Raw genomic sequence first — 18,720 nt, 5'->3', positions numbered from 1 at the left:
CCTTTACAAAGTGAATAGATGCATTGTAAAGGATGATACCAATTTGTGGCGATCCTCACATCGCCCTCACATTGTCCTCACATCGCCATATAGCGGCCCGGTCTGTGATTCAGGCTGATCGCCAGGTTCAAGGCAAAAGCGCCAATGACTGAAGCCAGCAGGGCCACCGGTGTAACCACGGCCAGGGATGCAAGTACGATGGCAAAGTCCACGCCCATTTGCAGCTTGCCAGCACGTATGCCGCGCTGGTCTTGCAGGTAAAGGGCCAGGATGTTGATGCCGCCAAGGCTGGCCTGATGACGAAATAATACGATGAAGCCGACACCCATCATCAGGCCACCTGTCAGTGCAACGTAGAAGGGTGTCAGCGCTGTCATGTCGGTCAGGTGTATCAGTCTGGGGTGCAGGCTGGAAAATACCGATACCAGGCCGACAGCGCAAAATGTCTTGAGTGTAAAACGCCAGCCCATGCGTTTCCAGGCCAGCCAGTAAAACGGCAAATTGATCAGGAAGAAAATCAGGCCGAATGACCAGCCCGTACTGTAATGCAGCAGGAAAGCCAGTCCGGCTGTACCACCAGTCAGCAAGCCAGCCTGATTGAACAGGGCGACACCAAGCGATACCAGCAGGCTGCCGGTAATAATCGCCAGCACATCTTCCAGCAGCGTGTGCGGGACAAAACGTTTTGATGTGGAGCTGGCGGTTTTCATAGCGGCGTGGCGGAATGGGTATCAATTGCCATTGTACGCCGCAGTGAATGGTGGGAAAGGCCCGCTGGCCCACCATTCCTGCTTTCGTTGACTTGCGTCAAATGTGCTTGCCCGATGCCGTTGTTTGGTGATGCAGCCGGGTTGCAGATAAGTACATGACTATATCGTTAATGATGTCAGTATCTGACTTGATCAGGCCTTGAGTGCTTTCAACTGGTCTTCTGCATCGTCGCGCAATTTTTTGCTGAGACCGGGCTTGTAGCTCAAGGCCTTTTCAAAATTGCTGATAGCCTTGTTCTTGTCATTGACGGCTTGCTGGCACTGGGCCAGGCGATAAAAGACACCGGCACTGCTGTCCAGGGTCTGGGCTTTTTCATACCAGGCAATGGCTTCTTTATGCTTGCCCTGTTCCTGCAAGGAACGTCCCATGCCGAAAGCACCAAGGTTTTTGTCAGGGAAGCGTTGTTGTAGTTCTCCAAAGACCCGCTCTGCATCGCTGAATTTCTTCTGTTGTACATATTTTGCACCGATACCGTACAGCGTGTTGCGCTGCATCTTGCCCAGGGTTTCGTTGCTGCCCGGTATGGCGCTCAGGGCGGCAGTCTCTGCGCTGGAAAATTTGTCATCAGACAAATCCAGGCTGGCCTGCAATAAACTGCCGGCGGCAGCATTGATCTTGGCCGTTTCTATGACCAGGTTTTGGGCCTTGCTTTTGCCGCCACCGGCAATCGCGGGTGCCATCAGGTAATACTGCAATAAAGAGCTGCGTGCGCTGTAATTTTTGGGGTCAAGTTCCACCGCCTTGAGAAAGGCATCGCGAATTTTCCCAGCATAGGACATGGCTGCCAGCATACCGCCTGAAGTTGCTTTGCTACCCAGCACATTGCCCAGCATTTCATGGCATTCGGAGCTTTGTGGGTGAGCCGCAATACATTGCTCTGCATATTTGGCGGCGTCGTCAAGTTTATCGGTCTTGCCCTCTGCCAGTATCAGTTCTGCCTTGACCAGCAATGCATCCATATTGTTGGCGTCACTGCTTAATTTGGCCGTGGCAGCCTTTTCTGCTTCGGCATACTTTTTTGCCTTCATCAAGGCATCATACTCATGGGCGCCGGCAGTCTGGGTAAGTAACAGAGCGAAGGAACTGGCTATCAGTGCTGGTGAAAGTTTCATGGCTGCCTTGGTCTGGTTGTTACGATTACCTATAACGACCTGTCAGTCAATTTGGTTGACTGACAGGCACTGCATGTTGCTGTCTGATGATTTATTGCGGCTTGTCGTCGATCACTGGTTCATTTTTTGCCCCGTCACTGCCTGGCAGGAAGAAATCGCGTGGTTTTTCCCAGAAACGGTGCCACAACAACACTGTCAGCAAACCACCCTGACCAAAACTGACGCGGCGCGAACGCAAGGCAACCAGCATGGCCAGGCTGAAACTGACACCAAGATTGACCATGCCTATGCTGAGGACGCCAAAGATGAAATACGCGGCCATTTGCCAGCTCATCTGATGATCCAGCCCGACCAGGGCAAACGCAAAATTAGCACTGGAAAAAGTAATGTGACGTATATCGATAGGTAATCCAAAGAAACTGCCCAGCTGACCTATGGTGCCAAGCATGATGCCAAAGAAGAAATTACCAGCCAAAGCCCCAAGATTGTTACCTATGTAAGTGGTGACACGTTGCAGACGCATTTCGCCCAGTATGGTTTTCAGCCAGCGCAATTGGCGCAGACGTTCCGGGATGTTGCTGTAACTGGCCTTGTTGTCGTAGTAGCCTGAAATCAGGCCGGACAGGAACAGGCAGACGCCGGCAATGGCTGCGTGTGGCAGCGCCAGGCTGGTCAACGGGTCGATGTCATGCAGGAGATGCCGGGCTTTTTCGGGGGAAACCAGATGGTGACCTGTGCTCAACACCCAGACCCAGGCGATGGCATAGGCAGTTGGCATTGCCAGTGCAATATTGCCGACGATGGCGATGAATTGCGAACGCAATACACGGATGATCAATTCGACCAGTTCATCGAGTTTTTGCTTGCCACCGTCGATGGCGTGCGCCAACAAAGCAGCAGTCATGGCTGGCTGCTTGGTGGCTACGGTAAAGTGCAGCACATGGATGAGCATGAAGCCTGATGAATAGTTCAGGCTGTATAACAAGGCGTAGCCGAATGGCGCCAATGCCAGGCTGCCAAACAATATCTTGATCATCGCCATGAAGCCGACGATGAAACCTGCTCCCAGGGCAGAGCGCAGCATCTCGAACCATTCGGTACGGTTATTGGTGACGTAATGTTCGCCACTTTTACTGGCGCGCTCGGTCACTTGCAGGGACAGGAGTTCTGTATTACTACGTATCAAATGGCGCAGGCTGCGACGCTGCTGGTCTTCTATGCTCAGTTCCTTGAACAGGCGTATCCCCATGTCCGCCGCTGTTTGTGCACTGCGACTGTCAAGCAAATCAAGCAACTGACGCAGCCGTGTGATGCTTTGCGTCAGTTGCAGCAAAAGCCGTGTCAGACTGACTGATACACCTTGCAGCGAAGCGGTCTTGCGTATGCGGTTGCCAATTTCTTCGCATTGCGTCAACAATACCTCTATGTGCTTGCCGTCTTCACGCGTATGCTTTCTATTGATCAGCCAGGTGCTGTAGCACACTACATAGTCATTGATGGCATCATTTTGCCGCAGGAAGGGGGATTCGAATTTTTCTATGTCAGGATAATTGCGTACCAGTTCGGCTTCCAGACCTATGGTGGTGACGCGGTAGGACAAGACTTGCACTGCGCTCAGTATTTCACTTGTCAGGCCGGCATAGACAATGCGTGCTGAAGGAGTACGGAAACCAATGGCATTGAGCAGATCTGACCAGGCCTGATCATTGACGCCGTCAATCCAGATGTGGTCAGTCGGCCGGTCAAAAATTTGGCCGAACACGTCCTTGATATAGGCATCATTGACTAGTGGTGGCAGCAATTTGTTCATCAGCCGTTCGCTGGCGGCGGCCCAGAAGCCGCTATTCTGGGTAATGCCTGTGTCGGTGAACAAATGGACCAGCTTGCGCGTGCTGATGACCTGTATCAGGTACTGGCGCAATGCACGGCGTCTGGCGGGCTGATTTTGCAGGATGAAGCATAAAGCACGCAGATTGTCGGTGGCCCGCTCGCTGTCTTGTGGGCGGGACGGACGTATTTCTGCGACCAGTTTGCGCAGGTGCACGATATCGCTGAGTGCAGGGAATTCGCCAAGGCGGATTTCAATTTCCGCTAAAACACTGTCCAAGCTCAAACCTCTCTCCTCGAAATGCCATGAACATCAGCTTTTAACGTAATCGTAATACAAGCATTTGTTATTTGGCTAATTTGTCATGATCAGGTATAGATAGGGCGAAGTCGCGGAATTTAAAGGGCGAAACAACGGTATTCCATGGTATTGCCATGCAAAAAGAGGCAATTTAGTCTAAAGTGTCAGCTTGTCCATAAAAAGGTTGAACGTTGGAAAATCTATTGTTGGTGCTTGCTGCCCTGTTATTGGTCTTGTTAAACGGCTTTTTCGTTGCAGCAGAATTTGGTCTGGTCAAGTTGCGTCAGACCAGGGTGCGCAGTATTGCGAAGACGTCAGGTTTGCGAGGCCGCCTGCTATTCACGGTGCATCAACACCTGGACACGTATCTGTCCGCTTGCCAGCTTGGCATTACCCTGGCGTCGCTGGGCCTGGGCTGGATAGGTGAGCCCGCCTTTGCACGCCTGTTGCACCCGCTGTTTGTGCTCGTTGGTGTGCATTCAGAGGAGTTGATACACGGCATTTCTTTCTTCTTCGCCTTTTTTGTTATTTCCTTCCTGCACATCGTGGTGGGTGAACTGGCGCCAAAATCGATGGCAATACGCATGCCTGAGCGTGTGTCACTGTGGACAGCACCAGCCCTGTATGCGTTTTACTGGTCCATGTATCCTGCTATCTGGACACTGAATTTCAGTTCCAACAAGGTCTTGAAATGGGTGGGCCTGAGTGCTGAACATGGCGGTGATGCCCACTATTCGCCGGAAGAGCTCAAGCTGATTTTGCGTGGCAGCCACGGCGGCAAGAAAGAAACCCGTGATGAATGGAGCATCATGGCCCAGGTGCTCGATTTTGGGGGGCTGGAAATTTCTGACCTGATGCGCCCTATTAACGAGGTCGTCGCCATGTACAAGAATGCCAGCCTGGAAGAAAACATGGAAACGGCAAGCCGCAACCGTTTCAGCCGCTATCCTTACTTTGATGATGACGACGAAACAGTACTGGGCATGTTGCACCTGAAAGACCTGTTCCTGGCGCAACAGGCGGGCAAGCCGCTCGATGACCTGAGCAAGCATCTGCGCCAGGTTGAATTTGTACCGCCCACCATGCCGGCGCTGGAATTGTTCCGTCGCTTCCGCAAGGGCGCGCCACATTTTGCCATCGTTGGCCATCGTGGCAGCAAGCCGGTCGGCTTTTTGACACTGGACAATCTGCTCAGTGCACTGGTGGGCCAGATACGTGATGAATTCCGTCAGAATGAAAATGACTGGACCCTGCTGGACGACGGCACCCTGATAGGCAAGGGCAGTCTGCCACTGTTCACACTGGGCAGTGCGCTGGGTTTTGACCTGGACAGCGATGAAGTCGAGTCCATCGGTGGCCTGATCATGCATAAACTTGGTGATTTGCCAGTGGAGGGGCAAAAAGTCGAATTCGAGCGATTTGATGCTGTTGTCAAGAAAATGAATGGCCCCCGCATCATTCTGGTCAGGATACATCCCAAATCTGAAATGTAAACAACACAATAAGTCTGGTTGACGCTTGTATCAAGGTGAACATGTTTTAGAATAATTGCTTACATCAAGCCAGCATTGCAAGAGGCTGGTTCATGTTGCACGGTTCTTGAAAGCACTGACGCAATGACCACTCATGAAAGTCTATCCATTTATTCACGTAATTTCTGGCTGACGCTGGTGGTATTTGCAGTGTTTACACTGGTTTTTGGCTGGTACGTTCATGCAGAAAAATCCATAGACCGACTCAATGAGTTGCGTTTGAAAACCCATGCACTGTCGATGGAGCTACAGCAAAGTTCAGATGACCTGACGCGCATGGTGCGCAGTTACGTGGTCACCGGCAACCCTGACTATAAACGTTATTACCAGGACATCCTGGATGTACGCAACGGCAAGACACCACGACCTGCTCCGGGCAAGAATCTGTTCTGGGACCTGGTGCCCGCCAGTCAGCCTCATTCTGCCGATTCGAGTGCAGGGGCAGGCTTACGTGTCCCGCTGATGGATCTCATCCGCGAGACTGGTATCAGTGACGAAGAAATCAATCTATTGGAGCAAGCCAAGGCGAACTCTGATGCCCTTACCGCGATAGAGTACAGGGCTATGGCATTGATAGAGCAGGCAGGCACGGATATTAAGGCAACCCGAGAGCAGGCGAACCGCCTGCTGTATGACGAGCAATACCGCTTAGCCAAGCTGGCCATCCTGCGCCCCATTGCCCAAGCCAGTGATCTGATGGAAAGGCGCGGGCTCGCCCTGGTTGAGGATGCTGCACGATTTGCTGTACGTTTGCGCATACTGTTTATTCTTGTCGGAATCCTGCTGGTTGGCTTGCTCTGGCGTGCCTATCGTTCATTGGGCATGATTCTTGGCGGCTCAATACATGAAGTATCAGCTACGCTGATTAACCTGAGTAAAGGTAATTTTACGACGCCTGTAGTTGTCGATCATGGTATGGAAGAAAGCATCATGGGCTGGTTGGCGGTTACCCAGACCAAGCTGGCAGAAATCGATGAGGCACGTAGTCAGGCGGCAAAAAAAAGCGAGCGCCTGAGCAAGTTATACAATGCGCTTGGTCAGTGCAATCAATCAATCTTGCGATTGGAAAACAAGGACGATTTGCTGCCACGTATCTGCGAAGATGCCGTGAAGATAGGAGGCCTTAAAATGGCCTGGATAGGATTGGTCGCTGAGGGTTCGGAATTGCTCCAGCCAGTCGCTTCTTTCGGCGCCGGTTCCAGCTATCTTGATGGTCTGAATATCTCTGTGCATCCAGGCGATGTCACCGCACTCGGCCCCAGTGCGCAGGCATATCTGCACAACCAGCCATACTGGTGCCAGGACTTTTTACACGATGAGCGGACTGCACCCTGGCATGAGCGCGGCAAAGCGCTGGGCTGGCGCGCTTCTGCCGCCTTACCCTTGCTCAAGAACGGCAAGGTCGTGGGAACCTTCAACTTATATGCCGATAATGAAAACGCCTTTGATGAGGCTATCCAGGATTTGCTGATGGAGTTTTCCGTTGACGTCAGCCATGTCCTGAATCGTTTTGAGCTTGAAGATGAACGTCTGCACGCTTTGCAGATGGAAGAGTTGCGCAGTTACATGCTGGAGCGAATTACTGCCAATACGACAGAAAAGGAATTGTTTCATGATGTCGTCCTCAAAGTAGAATCCTTGTTGCCTGAGTGTTTGTGCTCCATCATGTTACTTGGCAAGGATGGCATACATCTCTGCACTGGCGCTGCACCTAGTTTGCCCCAGTTTTTTTCTTCTGCGATAGAAGGGGTGATTATTGGTGCCGGTGTAGGCTCTTGCGGCAATGCCTTGTTCACAGGTGAACGTACCATCGCCCCCGATCTCGCCACACATGCTTACTGGCGTGACTACAGGCAGCTGGCAGAGCAGGCTGGCTTGCGGTCGTGCTGGTCAGAGCCCATCCGTACCGCTGAGCGCAAGATCATAGGTGCATTTGCTATTTATCACCGCCAACCGTCGACCCCAGATGTGTTTTCTTTGAATTTGCTGGAAATGGCTGCCAACCTGATTGCCATAGGCATGGAACGAAAACAGTCTGAAGAGAGTTTGCGCAAGCTTTCACAGGCTGTAGAGCAAAGTTCAAACGCCATTGTAATTACTGATACAGCAGTGAATATAGAATATGCGAATGAGGCTTACCTGAAAAATACGGGCAAACAGCTGGCTGACGTACTGGGCCGAAAACCCAGCATCATGCGATCCGGGAGAACAACACCTGAAGTTTATGCAGAAATGTGGCAACAACTGGAGCGCGGTGAAAGCTGGAAAGGTGAAATGATCAATCGCTATGCGGATGGCCTGGACCATACTGATCTCGCCCATATATCTCCGATCAGAAATACCGAGGGAGTAGTGACGCATTACCTGTCGATACAGGAGGATATCACTGATAAAAAGCGTACGGAAGAACGTATCAAATATCTGGCGCATTACGATGCATTGACAGGCCTGCCCAATCGTACTCTGCTCGATGAACTGGCCCGTTATGCACTGAGCCTGGCTGAGCGCAATCAGCATGCGCTGGCAGTCATCTTTTTTGATCTTGATCATTTCAAGGATATTAATGACAGTTTGGGACATAGCCTTGGTGACGTCATGCTGGTTGAGTTGTCCAGACGTTTGGTTGCTGCCATGCGTGAGAACGATACGATTTCGCGCCTTGGAGGCGATGAATTCATTTTGTTATTAACCGGTGTTGATGAGCACACGGTTGAGCAAGTCTTACAAAAACTGATGCAAGTGGTGAATGCGCCATTTCACCTGGGTGATTATGACTTGAACGTTACGGCCTCTATGGGTATTGCGATTTATCCCAACGATGGTCGGGACCTCGAGACTCTGTCACGCAACGCTGATGCCGCCATGTACAGAGCAAAGCGCGAAGGCAGAAATACCTATCGCTTCTTTACGCAGGAAATGCAGGACCGTTCTACCCGTCATCTGGAATTGGTGAATGCCTTGCGTCAAGCTTTGGAAAAACAGCAATTCCAGTTGCATTTCCAGCCGCAACTATCGATGAAAACCGGTCATGTGCTGGGTGCGGAGGCGCTGTTGCGCTGGTACCATCCTGTGCTTGGAAACGTATCGCCGGCCGAGTTTATCCCGGTGGCAGAGGAAAGTGGCTTGATTTTACCTATAGGTGAATGGGTTTTGCGCACGGTGGCGAAACAATGGAAGCAATGGCAGGCCGATGGTTTGCCTGATTTGTTGATTGCCGTGAATCTGTCTGCGGTCCAGTTTCGTCACCATGATTTACCCGCACTGGTGACACGTATACTGCAAGAAGCAGACATGCCTGCTTCATGCCTGGAACTGGAACTGACAGAAGGTGTGGCGATGCATGACCCTCACGGGGCGATTGCGGTCATGAATAATCTGCATGAACGTGGCGTACGTATGTCCATTGATGATTTTGGGACAGGCTACTCTTCGCTCAGTTACCTGAAAAAATTCAAGGTTTATAAGTTAAAAATAGACCAGAGTTTTGTGCGGGACATTACCAGCGACCCTGAAGACCGTGCTATTGTCAGCGCCGTTATCAGCATGGCCAAGAGTCTGGGTTTGATGACGATTGCAGAAGGTGTGGAAACGGTGGAGCAACTGGAATTTTTACGTCAACAAGCCTGTGACGACGTACAGGGCTATTTTTATTCCCGCCCTTTACCAGCCGCTCAGTTTGCTGAATTTGTGAAAAATAGTTTGCAGCCTTCCTGATTCACCACCGGTAGTTTCAATCTCCAAAACAAATCCCTATGTCCCGACCTGTTTGCAAGGTATCACTGTCCATAGGCACAGCTTTCATGCGGCCTGCCACTTCTTCCAAAGCCACATAATTGACATTCGGAAAAGCCAGCGCCACCATGATGCCAGAATGCCCCTCGTCAAGCGCACGGACGGCCGCTGCGCCAAAACGCATAGCAGACAGGCGGTCAAAAGCAGTTGGGCTGCCGCCACGCAATAAATGACCGAGCACGACTGCACGTGCCTCCTTGCCGGTCAGTTTTTGCAGATCATGGGCTAGTTGCTCTCCCACTCCCCCGAGTCTTTCAACATATCCACTACCAGCGGTTTCTTGTACCAGATGCTGGCCACCGACAGGCAGTGCCCCTTCAGCGGCCAGTACGATGGAATAATGGCGACCATTGGTATCACGATTGCGTATCATTGCGGCGATTTTTTCTATGTCATAGGCGATCTCGGGGATGACTATTGCATGCGCATTTGCTGCTATGCCTGCATGCAAGGCTATCCAGCCGGCATAACGCCCCATGACTTCAACCACCATGATGCGCTGATGGCTTTCTGCTGTGCTGTGCAATCTGTCCACGCATTCAGTGGCAAACGACACCGCAGTGTCGAAACCAAAGGTAGTGAAAGTCTTGTCAAGGTCATTGTCTATGGTCTTGGGTACACCGACCACGCGCAAGCCTTGCTGGTGCAAGGCATGGGCTATTGTCAGTGTGCCGTCGCCACCTATGCAGACCAGGGCATCAATATCCATTTGCCGGAGGTAGCTATGGATATCGGCGCTGCGGTCCAGTTCTTGTACGCTGCCGTCGGGCATGGTGGTGGCAAAACGCAAGGGATTGCCGTGATTGGTGGTGCCCAGTATGGTGCCGCCCAGATGGCCTATGCCACGCACCTGGTCCACCGTCAGGCGCACCACGCCGTTACCAGGGTAGCGTTCGGGCAAAAGAATGCCGTTGAAGCCTTCACGTATGCCGTAACATTCCCAGCCGCGTCGTTCGGCAGACAGAACGACAGAACGGATGACGGCATTCAATCCAGGGGCGTCACCGCCACCGGTGCTGATGGCGATACGCCTGATTGTTGAGGACATGCTCAGCCTGTCAAAGAATGAATGAGTTAATTGTAGGGGATGTATTCGATGCCGTGTGAAATTTGTCCTATGACCTGGGCAATGTTTTCTGCGCTTTCGCTGAAACTGGCCAGGATATCAGGGCGGGTCATGCCGGCGCTGATGCGGCCATTCCAGTAATCAAAACCTGCCTGGTCCGGGTTGCGGTGCAGCACATTGTTGTACATCGCTGTCAGGAAGGCATTGTCAGAAATATTGGCGCCATACATTTGCTTGAATTCGGCTGAATTGACGAAGCCCGCAGCAACATGGTTGAGGTTTTCTGCGCCCTTGTCGAGCTGGCCTATCCAGTAGCCAAGGCCGGCCTTGTCTGGCGTGCGGTTGAAGGCTGCCTGGTACAGGCGGTAAGCCTGGCCGGCATTGCCATCCAGGTCAAGGGCGAGCATCTTGTCGGGAAACTGCAATCTCTCGATATTGACCAGATTGCTGACCTGGCCCGAAATATTCGTGCCTGCCTTGGTCGCCGTCATGGTGAAGCCACTGCTTGTCTTGTCGATGGAAAAAGAACTGGCCGGGACCGAAACAGAGAGCGTATCAAAACCGGCGCCGCCATCGAAATTGTCATTCCCAAAGCCATAGAAGAAAGTCTCATTGCCTGCTGTGCCCGTCCAGTTGTCATTACCCTGCAATAATTTAGCCAGGCGCTGGTCAAGCGGCAGGCTGAGGTCGGCAGCCTGAATCTGGTAGTTCAGGTTGGTCAGACTCATCTGGTCTATGCCATTTGCCCCTGTCGTCGTGAATGAAGTGATGGTGCCGCCGGTGGGCATGACAGTGTTCGGGTCCTGGTAAACAAGATTGATGCCTGTCCATTCTATGGTCGTTGTTTGTCCTTTGTAATAACCACCGTTTGGGCCGGTAGAGACAGTTCCGGAAGCTTCAGTCGTGTAAGTGATAAGCATGCCACGTTGGGATACTTTGATGTTCGCCATGTGAATCCTGTCAGGTGTCGTGAAGGGGAAGATAGTGCAATATCAACATTGCATAAGGCAAAATATTCTACTTCAAAACAATTGACATTCATGCATCGAAACAATTTGATACAGAATCAAGTCGAAGCATACTTCAAAGGCCAATTTCACAGACCATTCACCGGGATTTTCAGGTAGTGGACACCATTCGTTTCTGCTGCCGGCAGGCTGCCTGCACGGATGTTGACCTGGATGGCAGGGATCAGTAGATAGGGCATCTCCAGCCCGGCATCGCGTGTGTCACGCATGACGATAAAATCTGCTTCTGCAATGCCATCGCGCACATGGATATTGCTGGCCCTCTGATGGGCTACGGTAGTATGTGTGCAGACTCCTCGTTCGGCAGGTGGATAGTCGTGACAAAGGAACAGGCGTGTCTCGGACGGGAAGGCCAGCAGCTTTTGTATGGAATGGTATAACTGGGCGGCATCGCCACCTGGAAAGTCACAGCGAGCCGTACCGACATCTGGCATGAACAGGGTGTCGCCAACAAATAGGCTGTCACCTATATGGTAGGCCATGTCGGCTGGCGTATGGCCTGGGACTGATAAGGCCCTGGCCTGGAGCTTGCCAATACTGAATTCTTCTCCATCACCGAACAGGACATCAAACTGCGAGCCATCAACGGGAAAGTCGCTCTCCAGGTTGAACAGGGTTTTGAATGCCTTCTGTACTTCGCTGATGTGCACGCCGATGGCGATTTTGCCGCCTGCTTTCTGTTTCAGGTATTGCGCGCCGGACAGGTGGTCTGCATGGGCATGGGTTTCCAGTATCCATTCCAGCGTCAGCCGGTTTGCAGTGAGAAATTCCAGTACCTGGTCGGCAGATTTTGTTGCAGTGCGGCCGGATTTGGGTTCGTAATTGAGGACAGGGTCTATGACTGCTGCATGCCCACCAGCTGCATCGTAGACGATATGTGTCGCAGTACAGGTCTGGGTATCGAAGAAGCTTTCTACAGCCGGATTGGTCGCCGTAGCGGTGACAGTGATCGAAGTCATGATGAACTCTGGTTGACATGATCCTGAGCATCATAGCAAAAAAGTTGCAGAATTTGACAGCTTTAGTGGGGGATTTGATGCGGCAAAATCAATTCTTTTATTTCAACTCGACGCGCCTGATAGCTAGGAATACACTAGCGCATCTTTTCCCACCTGCAAAATGTCATGCTTGTTTCTACTGCAGAAATCATCGTCGTGATGATAGGCGCTATCGTTGGTCTTGTCATGGGTCTGACCGGTGCCGGTGGCGGCATACTCGCCGTGCCCGCGCTTGTGTATACTCAGGGCTGGAGCATGCAGCAAGCCATGCCCGTGGCCCTGCTGGCTGTCAGTTGTGCTGCTGCCATAGGCGCCGTAGAAGGTCTTTTCCGCAAGCTGGTCCGGTATCGTGCGGCGATGCTGATGGCAGTTGCCGGCAGCTTGCCTACCATGCTCGGTGTGCAGGTGGCGCATCGCCTGTCACAGCAATGGCTGATGCTGGTGTTTGCCGGTATTCTGTGTATCGTGGCCGTACGACTGATCCTGCAATTACGCTCGCCTGATTGTGATGACAACAGCCGGGCGGCAGTGGCGCGTATCAACAGCAACACCGGTCGTTTTGACTGGTCATTTAAAACCGGGGCGGTGATTGCAGGCATAGGTGCGGTCTCTGGCTTCATGACTGGCTTGCTTGGCGTAGGTGGGGGTTTTATCATCGTACCCATGCTCAGGCATTACACCAATGCCAGCATGCATATGGCGGTGGCAACGTCCCTGCTGGTGGTTAGCATGGTCGGGAGCATGGGAGTGGGCTCTGCATTGATCAGCGGCGCGCATTTGCCACTGGCGCTAAGTGCCCTGTTTGTCACTACAACAGTGGGTGGCATGCTGGCAGCGCGACGTATTGCCGCCCGTTTGCCGGCACGCCAGGTGCAGATGATTTTTGTTGTTGCCTTGTTTTGCGTGGCGGCAAGCCTGTTGTTTCGGGCAGCGGCCTGATTTTTGCGGCTACTTTTTTACAACGGGGGCGGACGGCTGCCATTGAGCAGGGCGGCCTGGCTTTCAAACTGACGGGCGACATTGCCACAGACCAGGTCGCATAGCTGATAAATGGATTGATCGGCAATGTGGTAATACACGGATGTACCGCGACCTTCACGCGCCACCAGGCCGTGCTTGGCCAGTGTGGACAGGTGGCGTGAAACATTGGCCTGCGAGCAGGCGCAACGGTCGGCCAGTTCGCCGACATTGTGTTCTTTTTCACGCAGGCAATTCAATATCCTCAGGCGTGTGGGCTCAGCCAGTGCCGAAAAATAATTGGCAACCTGTATCAGCGCCTGATCGGACAATCCATCCATATCGATCTATTAATGATTGGGAATATCCCTATCATACCCCGAGTGTGAAAATTTGCGTATCCTATATTTACTATTTGCGTAATTGCGCAAATAAGAATATTATGTTGTCATGTGGCGTGCAAAAGCCGATGAAAATCATAGGCATGTCATGGCTTGCATAAATTCCATTAGCTGATCACCTTCAACAGGAGTAGTTACCTTGGCACATTTTCTGGTTTGCATGATATTGATGCAATTCCTGGCCATAACGGGCCCGGTTTCATCTGCACAGGCGGCAGGGCTGGATGTGGTGATGGTCAGATCAAGTGGCAGTGCCGGCAGTGTCACCGCAGATGGCGTGGTGGAAGCCGTGCGCCAGACCGTCATTGCTGCTCAGGTATCGGGTGCAATTACGGAACTACCGGTAAAAGCTGGCGACAGCATCAAGGCCGGGCAAATGCTGTTGCGGCTTGATGGCCGCGCAGCCAGTCAGCAGGCGCGCGCCAGTCAGGCCCAGGCAGAAGCGGCACGCGCCGCTTTGCAGGTGGCGACCAAAGATTTTGAACGACAGAAGCAATTATTCGCTCGCCAATACATCAGCCAGGCGCAACTGGACAGGGCTGAATCCCTGTTCAGGTCAGCCACGGCAGATGCCAATGCCCAGCTTGCCCAGGCTGCCGCGACACTGACCCAGTCCGGCTTTTTTACCTTGACGGCACCCTATGCCGGTCGTGTCGCCGAGGTGAGTGTCAGTCAGGGGGATATGGTCACCCCAGGCCGCGCCTTGATGACGGTGTTTGATCCCGCTGTCCTGCGCGTGACGGCAACTTTGCCACAGGCGCAAGTCGCTGCCCTGGGCAATGCGACGGTCAATGTGGAAATCCCGGGTTTGCCATCTGCCCAGCGACAGATCCGGGTCGACAAATTCATCGTCCTGCCCGTCAGTGACGCACATACCCATACCGTACAGGTACGCATTGATATCCCTGCCAACGGACATGTCACTGGCTTGGTGCCAGGGATGTTCGCCCGTGTGCAGTTGCCGCTGCAAACCGGCAGCAGTGGAGAAAATGCCCGCTTGTTCGTGCCTGTCAGTGCAGTGCTGAAACGTGCAGAACTGCATGCCGTGTATGTGGTGAATGTTCAGGGGAAGGTCATGCTCAGGCAAGTCAGGCCGGGAGGGCGCACTGGCAGTGAGCTGGAAATCCTCGCTGGCCTGTCAGCCGGCGAGAAGGTGGTTGCGAACCCATTGACGGCGGCATTGCCGCTCAGGGATTGAACATGCGCAGGCAATTCGGTCTATCTGGTCGCATAGCGCAATATTTCCAGTTGGCGCAGATCACGCCCTTGCTGGCGCTGTTAGCTTTCCTGCTTGGCGTATTTGCCCTAATCGTCACGCCGCGTGAAGAAGAGCCGCAAATCAATGTGACGATGGCGAATGTGCTCATCCCTTTTCCCGGTGCGTCGGTGAAGCAGGTGGAGCAGCAGCTTGCCATTCCGGCAGAACAGGTGCTTGGACAAATCGCCAATGTGGAACAGGTGACATCAGTATCGCATCCAGGCCTGGCCGTGATGACAATACAGTTCGAAGTCGGGGTGTCACGCACCGAGGCACTGGTGCGTTTATATGATGTCGTGCACAGTAACCGCGACTGGTTGCCTGCCAGACTTGGTGTGCAGGAAGCCATCGTCAAGCCCAAGGGTATCGATGATGTACCCATCTTATCGCTGACACTGTGGAGCAAGCAAGAGCAGGTCGCAGGCTTTGATCTTGAACGCATTGCGCATAGTCTTGAAGCAGAACTTAAACGGGTAAAGGGCACGCGCGAAGTAGTCAGCATAGGCGGGCCAGGCCGCGCCATCAATGTGGAACTTGATGCAACCAGGTTGGCTGCCCATGGCCTGACGGTTGCTGATCTGCAGAGCAGTTTGCAGGCAGTGAACTTGGCTATGCCCGTCGGTGAAATGATCAGCGCCAACCAAAGTACGGCCATTGATGCAGGCCCATTTTTGCATGACGCCCGGGCAGTGGCCGAAGTGGTCGTGGGTGTCAGGTCAGGCAAGCCCGTATTTCTTGGAGATGTTGCAAACGTGGAAGATGGCCCACTGCCAGCCAGTGCCTATGTCTGGCATGGCCTGACTGGCAAGGGGGCAGCAGAGTATCCGGCAGTGACCATCGCCATCAGCAAAAAGCCCGGACAGAATGCTGTAGAAGTGGCCGATGCAGTCAAACAGCGTGTGGATGAATTGCACAACACTGTCATACCCGCTGGCGTGGAAGTCAGCATGACACGCAACTATGGACAGACCGCCGATGACAAGGCAAAAAAGCTGATACAGAAATTGCTGTTTGCCACCATCTCGGTGGTTGCCCTGGTTTATTTTGCACTCGGACGGCGCGAGGCCGCTATCGTCGGTACGGCCGTGGTGCTGACATTGACGGCAACCCTGTTTGCTTCCTGGGCCTGGGGCTTTACACTGAACCGTGTTTCACTGTTTGCCCTGATATTTTCCATCGGCATACTGGTTGATGATGCCATCGTGGTGGTAGAGAACATACACAGGCATCAAGCACTGTTCCCGCAAAAGACCCTGGCGGAAATCATTCCTGCTGCGGTTGATGAGGTTGGTGGTCCCACCATACTGGCAACCTTGACTGTCATCGCTGCTTTGTTACCGATGGCTTTTGTCAGTGGTCTGATGGGACCTTACATGAGTCCCATTCCCATCAATGCCAGTATGGGCATGTTGCTGTCGCTGGCGATTGCCTTCGTGGTCACGCCCTGGCTGGCGCGTATCTGGATGAAGCATGACAGCCATGCAGCTGTTGCCGGCAGTAAGTCAGCGAAACTCAATGCCATGTTCCAGCGCGTGTTTCGTCCTTTCCTGGACGAGCGCCAGGGCAGGGCCAGTCGCTGGAAACTGGCCGCGGCAATATTGGTATTCATCGCCATGTCAGTACTGTTGCCAGTAATTGGCTGGGTGCAGTTGAAGATGCTGCCCTTTGATAACAAATCAGAATTCCAGGTCGTGGTTGACATGCCGGCAGGTACCCCGCTGGAAAAAACCGCCGCCGTACTGCGTGAGCTTGGCGCCTACCTGGCGACGCTGCCTGAAGTCGCAGATTACCAGGCCTACGCCGGTACTGCCGCGCCCATCAATTTCAATGGCCTGGTACGTCAGTATTATTTGCGCAAGGGTGGCGCAGTTGGTGACTTGCAGGTGAACCTGGTTGACAGGCATCACCGCAGTGAACAAAGTCATGTCATCGCCAGTCGTGTACGTCCGGCTTTGCAAGAGATAGGAAAGCGTTTTTCTGCCAATGTCAAAGTAGTGGAGGTGCCGCCCGGGCCGCCGGTGATGGCACCCATTGTTGCCGAGATTTATGGTCCGACAGATGAAGGCCGGCGTGCAGTCGCCAGGGCCGTGCGCGCCGTGTTTGCCAAGACTGCCGGTATGGTTGATATTGATGACAGCAGTATCGTCGATGCACCGCGCAAAGTGCTCCTGACAGACCAGCGCAAGGCAGCAGCCTTGGGTATCAGCCAGAGCAGCATCGTCACTACCCTGCGTGCAGGCCTGGCTGGTGATGCCGTCAGCTACCTGCATGATGAGAGCAAATATGCCACCGGTATCAATTTGCATTTGCCAGTGGCAGAACAGGGTAGTCTTGATAGCCTGCTGAACCTGTCGGTCAGGTCCGCACAGGGAGGTCTGGTACCGCTACGTGAACTGGTGACTATTTCTGACAGCCTGCGTGAACAGCCGCTGTATCGCAAAGATGGCCTGGCCGTCAATTATGTCATGGCCGACATGGCTGGCGCGATTGATAGCCCGCTCTATGGCATGTTTGCCATGCGCAAGGGCATCCAGGCCATTACCACACCGGACGGTGGCAAGCTCAGTGAATTCTTTATCCATGCACCGTCCGATCCTTATCGTGGCTTCAGCCTGAAATGGGACGGTGAATGGAAGGTGACTTACGAAACCTTTCGCGACATGGGCGCCGCCTATGCGGTCGGCCTGATCCTGATTTACCTGCTGGTGGTGGCGCAGTTCGGCTCTTACCTGACGCCATTGATCATCATGGCTCCGATACCGCTGACTATCATAGGTGTCATGCCTGGCCATGCTCTGCTCGGTGCGCAATATACGGCGACCAGCATGATAGGCATGATCGCCTTGGCCGGTATCATCGTCAGGAATTCCATCTTGCTGGTTGATTTCATCCATGTACAGGTCGCGGCTGGCATGGCGTTCAGGGATGCGATTGTCAGTTCTGCCGTGACACGTGCCCAGCCCATCATGCTGACCGGGTTTGCCGCCATGCTGGGAGCATTCTTCATCCTTGATGACCCGATTTTCAATGGCCTGGCGATATCACTGATCTTTGGCATTCTGGTATCGACCTTGCTGACCTTGGTCGTGATACCGCTGCTGTATTACGCCGCTTATAAAAACCATCCTCAATTTCTACAAGGAGCTTCATCATGAGCAGCTGGCAGATCGTACGTGTTGTCGCCGGATTTTTTATTCTCTTGAGCCTGCTGCTCGGTGTGCCTGGCAGCCCGTTATTTATCAATCAATGGTGGCTGGCTTTCACGGCCTTTGTCGGCATCAATCTGTTGCAGAGTGGTTTTAGCAAATGGTGCTTGATGGAAAGCATACTGCGCAAATTTGGAGTGCGTGCGGGTTGCTAACCCTTGATGGAAATATTGATGCGCGAGTTTTGTGACGCCATCTGGTCTTCCAGACGGCGCCCTGAGTTCTGGCGGCGACCTTGCAATTTGCGGGTATTGAGCAGGATGGCCTGTTGTTTTGCGCGACGGTCAGTATGCCGTCTGTCCTGATCCTGACGGCGCTCTACCTCAGGCCAGCTCAGGTCCTCGCCACCATTGCCTGTCTGTGTCTGATTGGATGTCGGGCGACGGTGCTGAATACTTGCATGCGGGATTTCTTTAGCCTGCTCAAATAAGCGAAATACTTTTAAAGGAAACATGACATAAGTGCCAAAAA

Annotated in this window: 14 protein-coding genes; 6 read left to right on the top strand and 8 right to left on the bottom strand. The window is 53.0% G+C overall.

The window, feature by feature from the left end; genetic code table 11:
- Positions 1-77: 77 nt before the first annotated feature.
- The 3 genes from LZ463_RS01380 to LZ463_RS01370 all read right to left on the bottom strand — a co-directional run bounded on the left by LZ463_RS01380 (position 78) and on the right by LZ463_RS01370 (position 3,996).
- Complete coding sequence (locus tag LZ463_RS01380; RefSeq protein ID WP_241453088.1) at positions 78-710, bottom strand: YitT family protein; 633 nt, start codon at positions 708-710, stop codon at positions 78-80.
- Positions 711-902: 192 nt separating this feature from the next.
- Positions 903-1,883: a tetratricopeptide repeat protein gene (locus LZ463_RS01375; RefSeq protein ID WP_241453079.1), complete on the bottom strand. Its 981-nt coding sequence runs from the start codon at positions 1,881-1,883 to the stop codon at positions 903-905.
- 91 nt (positions 1,884-1,974) lie between these two features.
- The gene (locus LZ463_RS01370) at positions 1,975-3,996 is read right to left on the bottom strand and encodes a site-specific recombinase (protein ID WP_241453077.1); all 2,022 of its coding nucleotides are present in this window, start codon (positions 3,994-3,996) and stop codon (positions 1,975-1,977) included.
- A 206-nt stretch (positions 3,997-4,202) separates the two neighbouring features.
- On the opposite strand from LZ463_RS01370, the gene LZ463_RS01365 reads away from it, so the two are divergent.
- On the top strand, positions 4,203-5,504 hold the full coding sequence (locus LZ463_RS01365) for a hemolysin family protein (RefSeq protein WP_241453076.1): 1,302 nt from the start codon (positions 4,203-4,205) through the stop codon (positions 5,502-5,504).
- A gap of 123 nt (positions 5,505-5,627) precedes the next feature.
- The gene (locus LZ463_RS01360) at positions 5,628-9,257 is read left to right on the top strand and encodes a sensor domain-containing phosphodiesterase (protein ID WP_241453073.1); all 3,630 of its coding nucleotides are present in this window, start codon (positions 5,628-5,630) and stop codon (positions 9,255-9,257) included.
- Positions 9,258-9,273: 16 nt separating this feature from the next.
- On the opposite strand, the gene LZ463_RS01355 is transcribed toward LZ463_RS01360, so the two are convergent.
- The 3 genes from LZ463_RS01355 to LZ463_RS01345 all read right to left on the bottom strand — a co-directional run bounded on the left by LZ463_RS01355 (position 9,274) and on the right by LZ463_RS01345 (position 12,388).
- Positions 9,274-10,383 (bottom strand): 6-phosphofructokinase, encoded by a 1,110-nt coding sequence (locus LZ463_RS01355; protein ID WP_241453072.1) that lies wholly within the window; start codon positions 10,381-10,383, stop codon positions 9,274-9,276.
- 26 nt (positions 10,384-10,409) lie between these two features.
- The gene (locus tag LZ463_RS01350) at positions 10,410-11,351 is read right to left on the bottom strand and encodes a DUF4214 domain-containing protein (protein ID WP_241453071.1); all 942 of its coding nucleotides are present in this window, start codon (positions 11,349-11,351) and stop codon (positions 10,410-10,412) included.
- Between the two features lie 146 nt (positions 11,352-11,497).
- The gene (locus LZ463_RS01345) at positions 11,498-12,388 is read right to left on the bottom strand and encodes an MBL fold metallo-hydrolase (protein ID WP_241453069.1); all 891 of its coding nucleotides are present in this window, start codon (positions 12,386-12,388) and stop codon (positions 11,498-11,500) included.
- Positions 12,389-12,553: 165 nt separating this feature from the next.
- Here LZ463_RS01345 and LZ463_RS01340 point away from each other — a divergent pair, with 165 nt between their 5' ends.
- Complete coding sequence (locus LZ463_RS01340; protein ID WP_241453068.1) at positions 12,554-13,366, top strand: sulfite exporter TauE/SafE family protein; 813 nt, start codon at positions 12,554-12,556, stop codon at positions 13,364-13,366.
- Between the two features lie 17 nt (positions 13,367-13,383).
- Here LZ463_RS01340 and LZ463_RS01335 read toward each other — a convergent pair whose 3' ends face one another.
- Positions 13,384-13,725: an ArsR/SmtB family transcription factor gene (locus tag LZ463_RS01335; RefSeq protein ID WP_241453067.1), complete on the bottom strand. Its 342-nt coding sequence runs from the start codon at positions 13,723-13,725 to the stop codon at positions 13,384-13,386.
- Between the two features lie 199 nt (positions 13,726-13,924).
- Here LZ463_RS01335 and LZ463_RS01330 point away from each other — a divergent pair, with 199 nt between their 5' ends.
- The 3 genes from LZ463_RS01330 to LZ463_RS01320 are packed head-to-tail and all read left to right on the top strand — an operon-like array spanning position 13,925 to position 18,404.
- Positions 13,925-14,983: an efflux RND transporter periplasmic adaptor subunit gene (locus LZ463_RS01330; RefSeq protein WP_241453065.1), complete on the top strand. Its 1,059-nt coding sequence runs from the start codon at positions 13,925-13,927 to the stop codon at positions 14,981-14,983.
- Between the two features lie 2 nt (positions 14,984-14,985).
- Entirely contained in the window at positions 14,986-18,198 is a 3,213-nt protein-coding gene (locus tag LZ463_RS01325) for an efflux RND transporter permease subunit (protein WP_241453063.1), read from the top strand.
- Entirely contained in the window at positions 18,195-18,404 is a 210-nt protein-coding gene (locus LZ463_RS01320; RefSeq protein ID WP_241453062.1) for a YgaP family membrane protein, read from the top strand. The genes LZ463_RS01325 and LZ463_RS01320 overlap by 4 nt, the downstream gene beginning before the upstream one ends.
- Here LZ463_RS01320 and LZ463_RS01315 read toward each other — a convergent pair.
- Positions 18,401-18,703 carry a hypothetical protein gene (locus LZ463_RS01315; RefSeq protein WP_241453061.1) on the bottom strand — a complete coding sequence of 101 codons (303 nt, stop codon included), beginning with the start codon at positions 18,701-18,703 and terminating at the stop codon, positions 18,401-18,403. The genes LZ463_RS01320 and LZ463_RS01315 overlap by 4 nt on opposite strands.
- Positions 18,704-18,720: the final 17 nt, after the last annotated feature.

The organism is Undibacterium paludis (assembly GCF_022568815.1).
Classification (GTDB): domain Bacteria; phylum Pseudomonadota; class Gammaproteobacteria; order Burkholderiales; family Burkholderiaceae_D; genus Undibacterium.
Note: the sequence above shows the minus strand (reverse complement) of the source record. Positions and strands in the feature narration are given on the sequence as shown.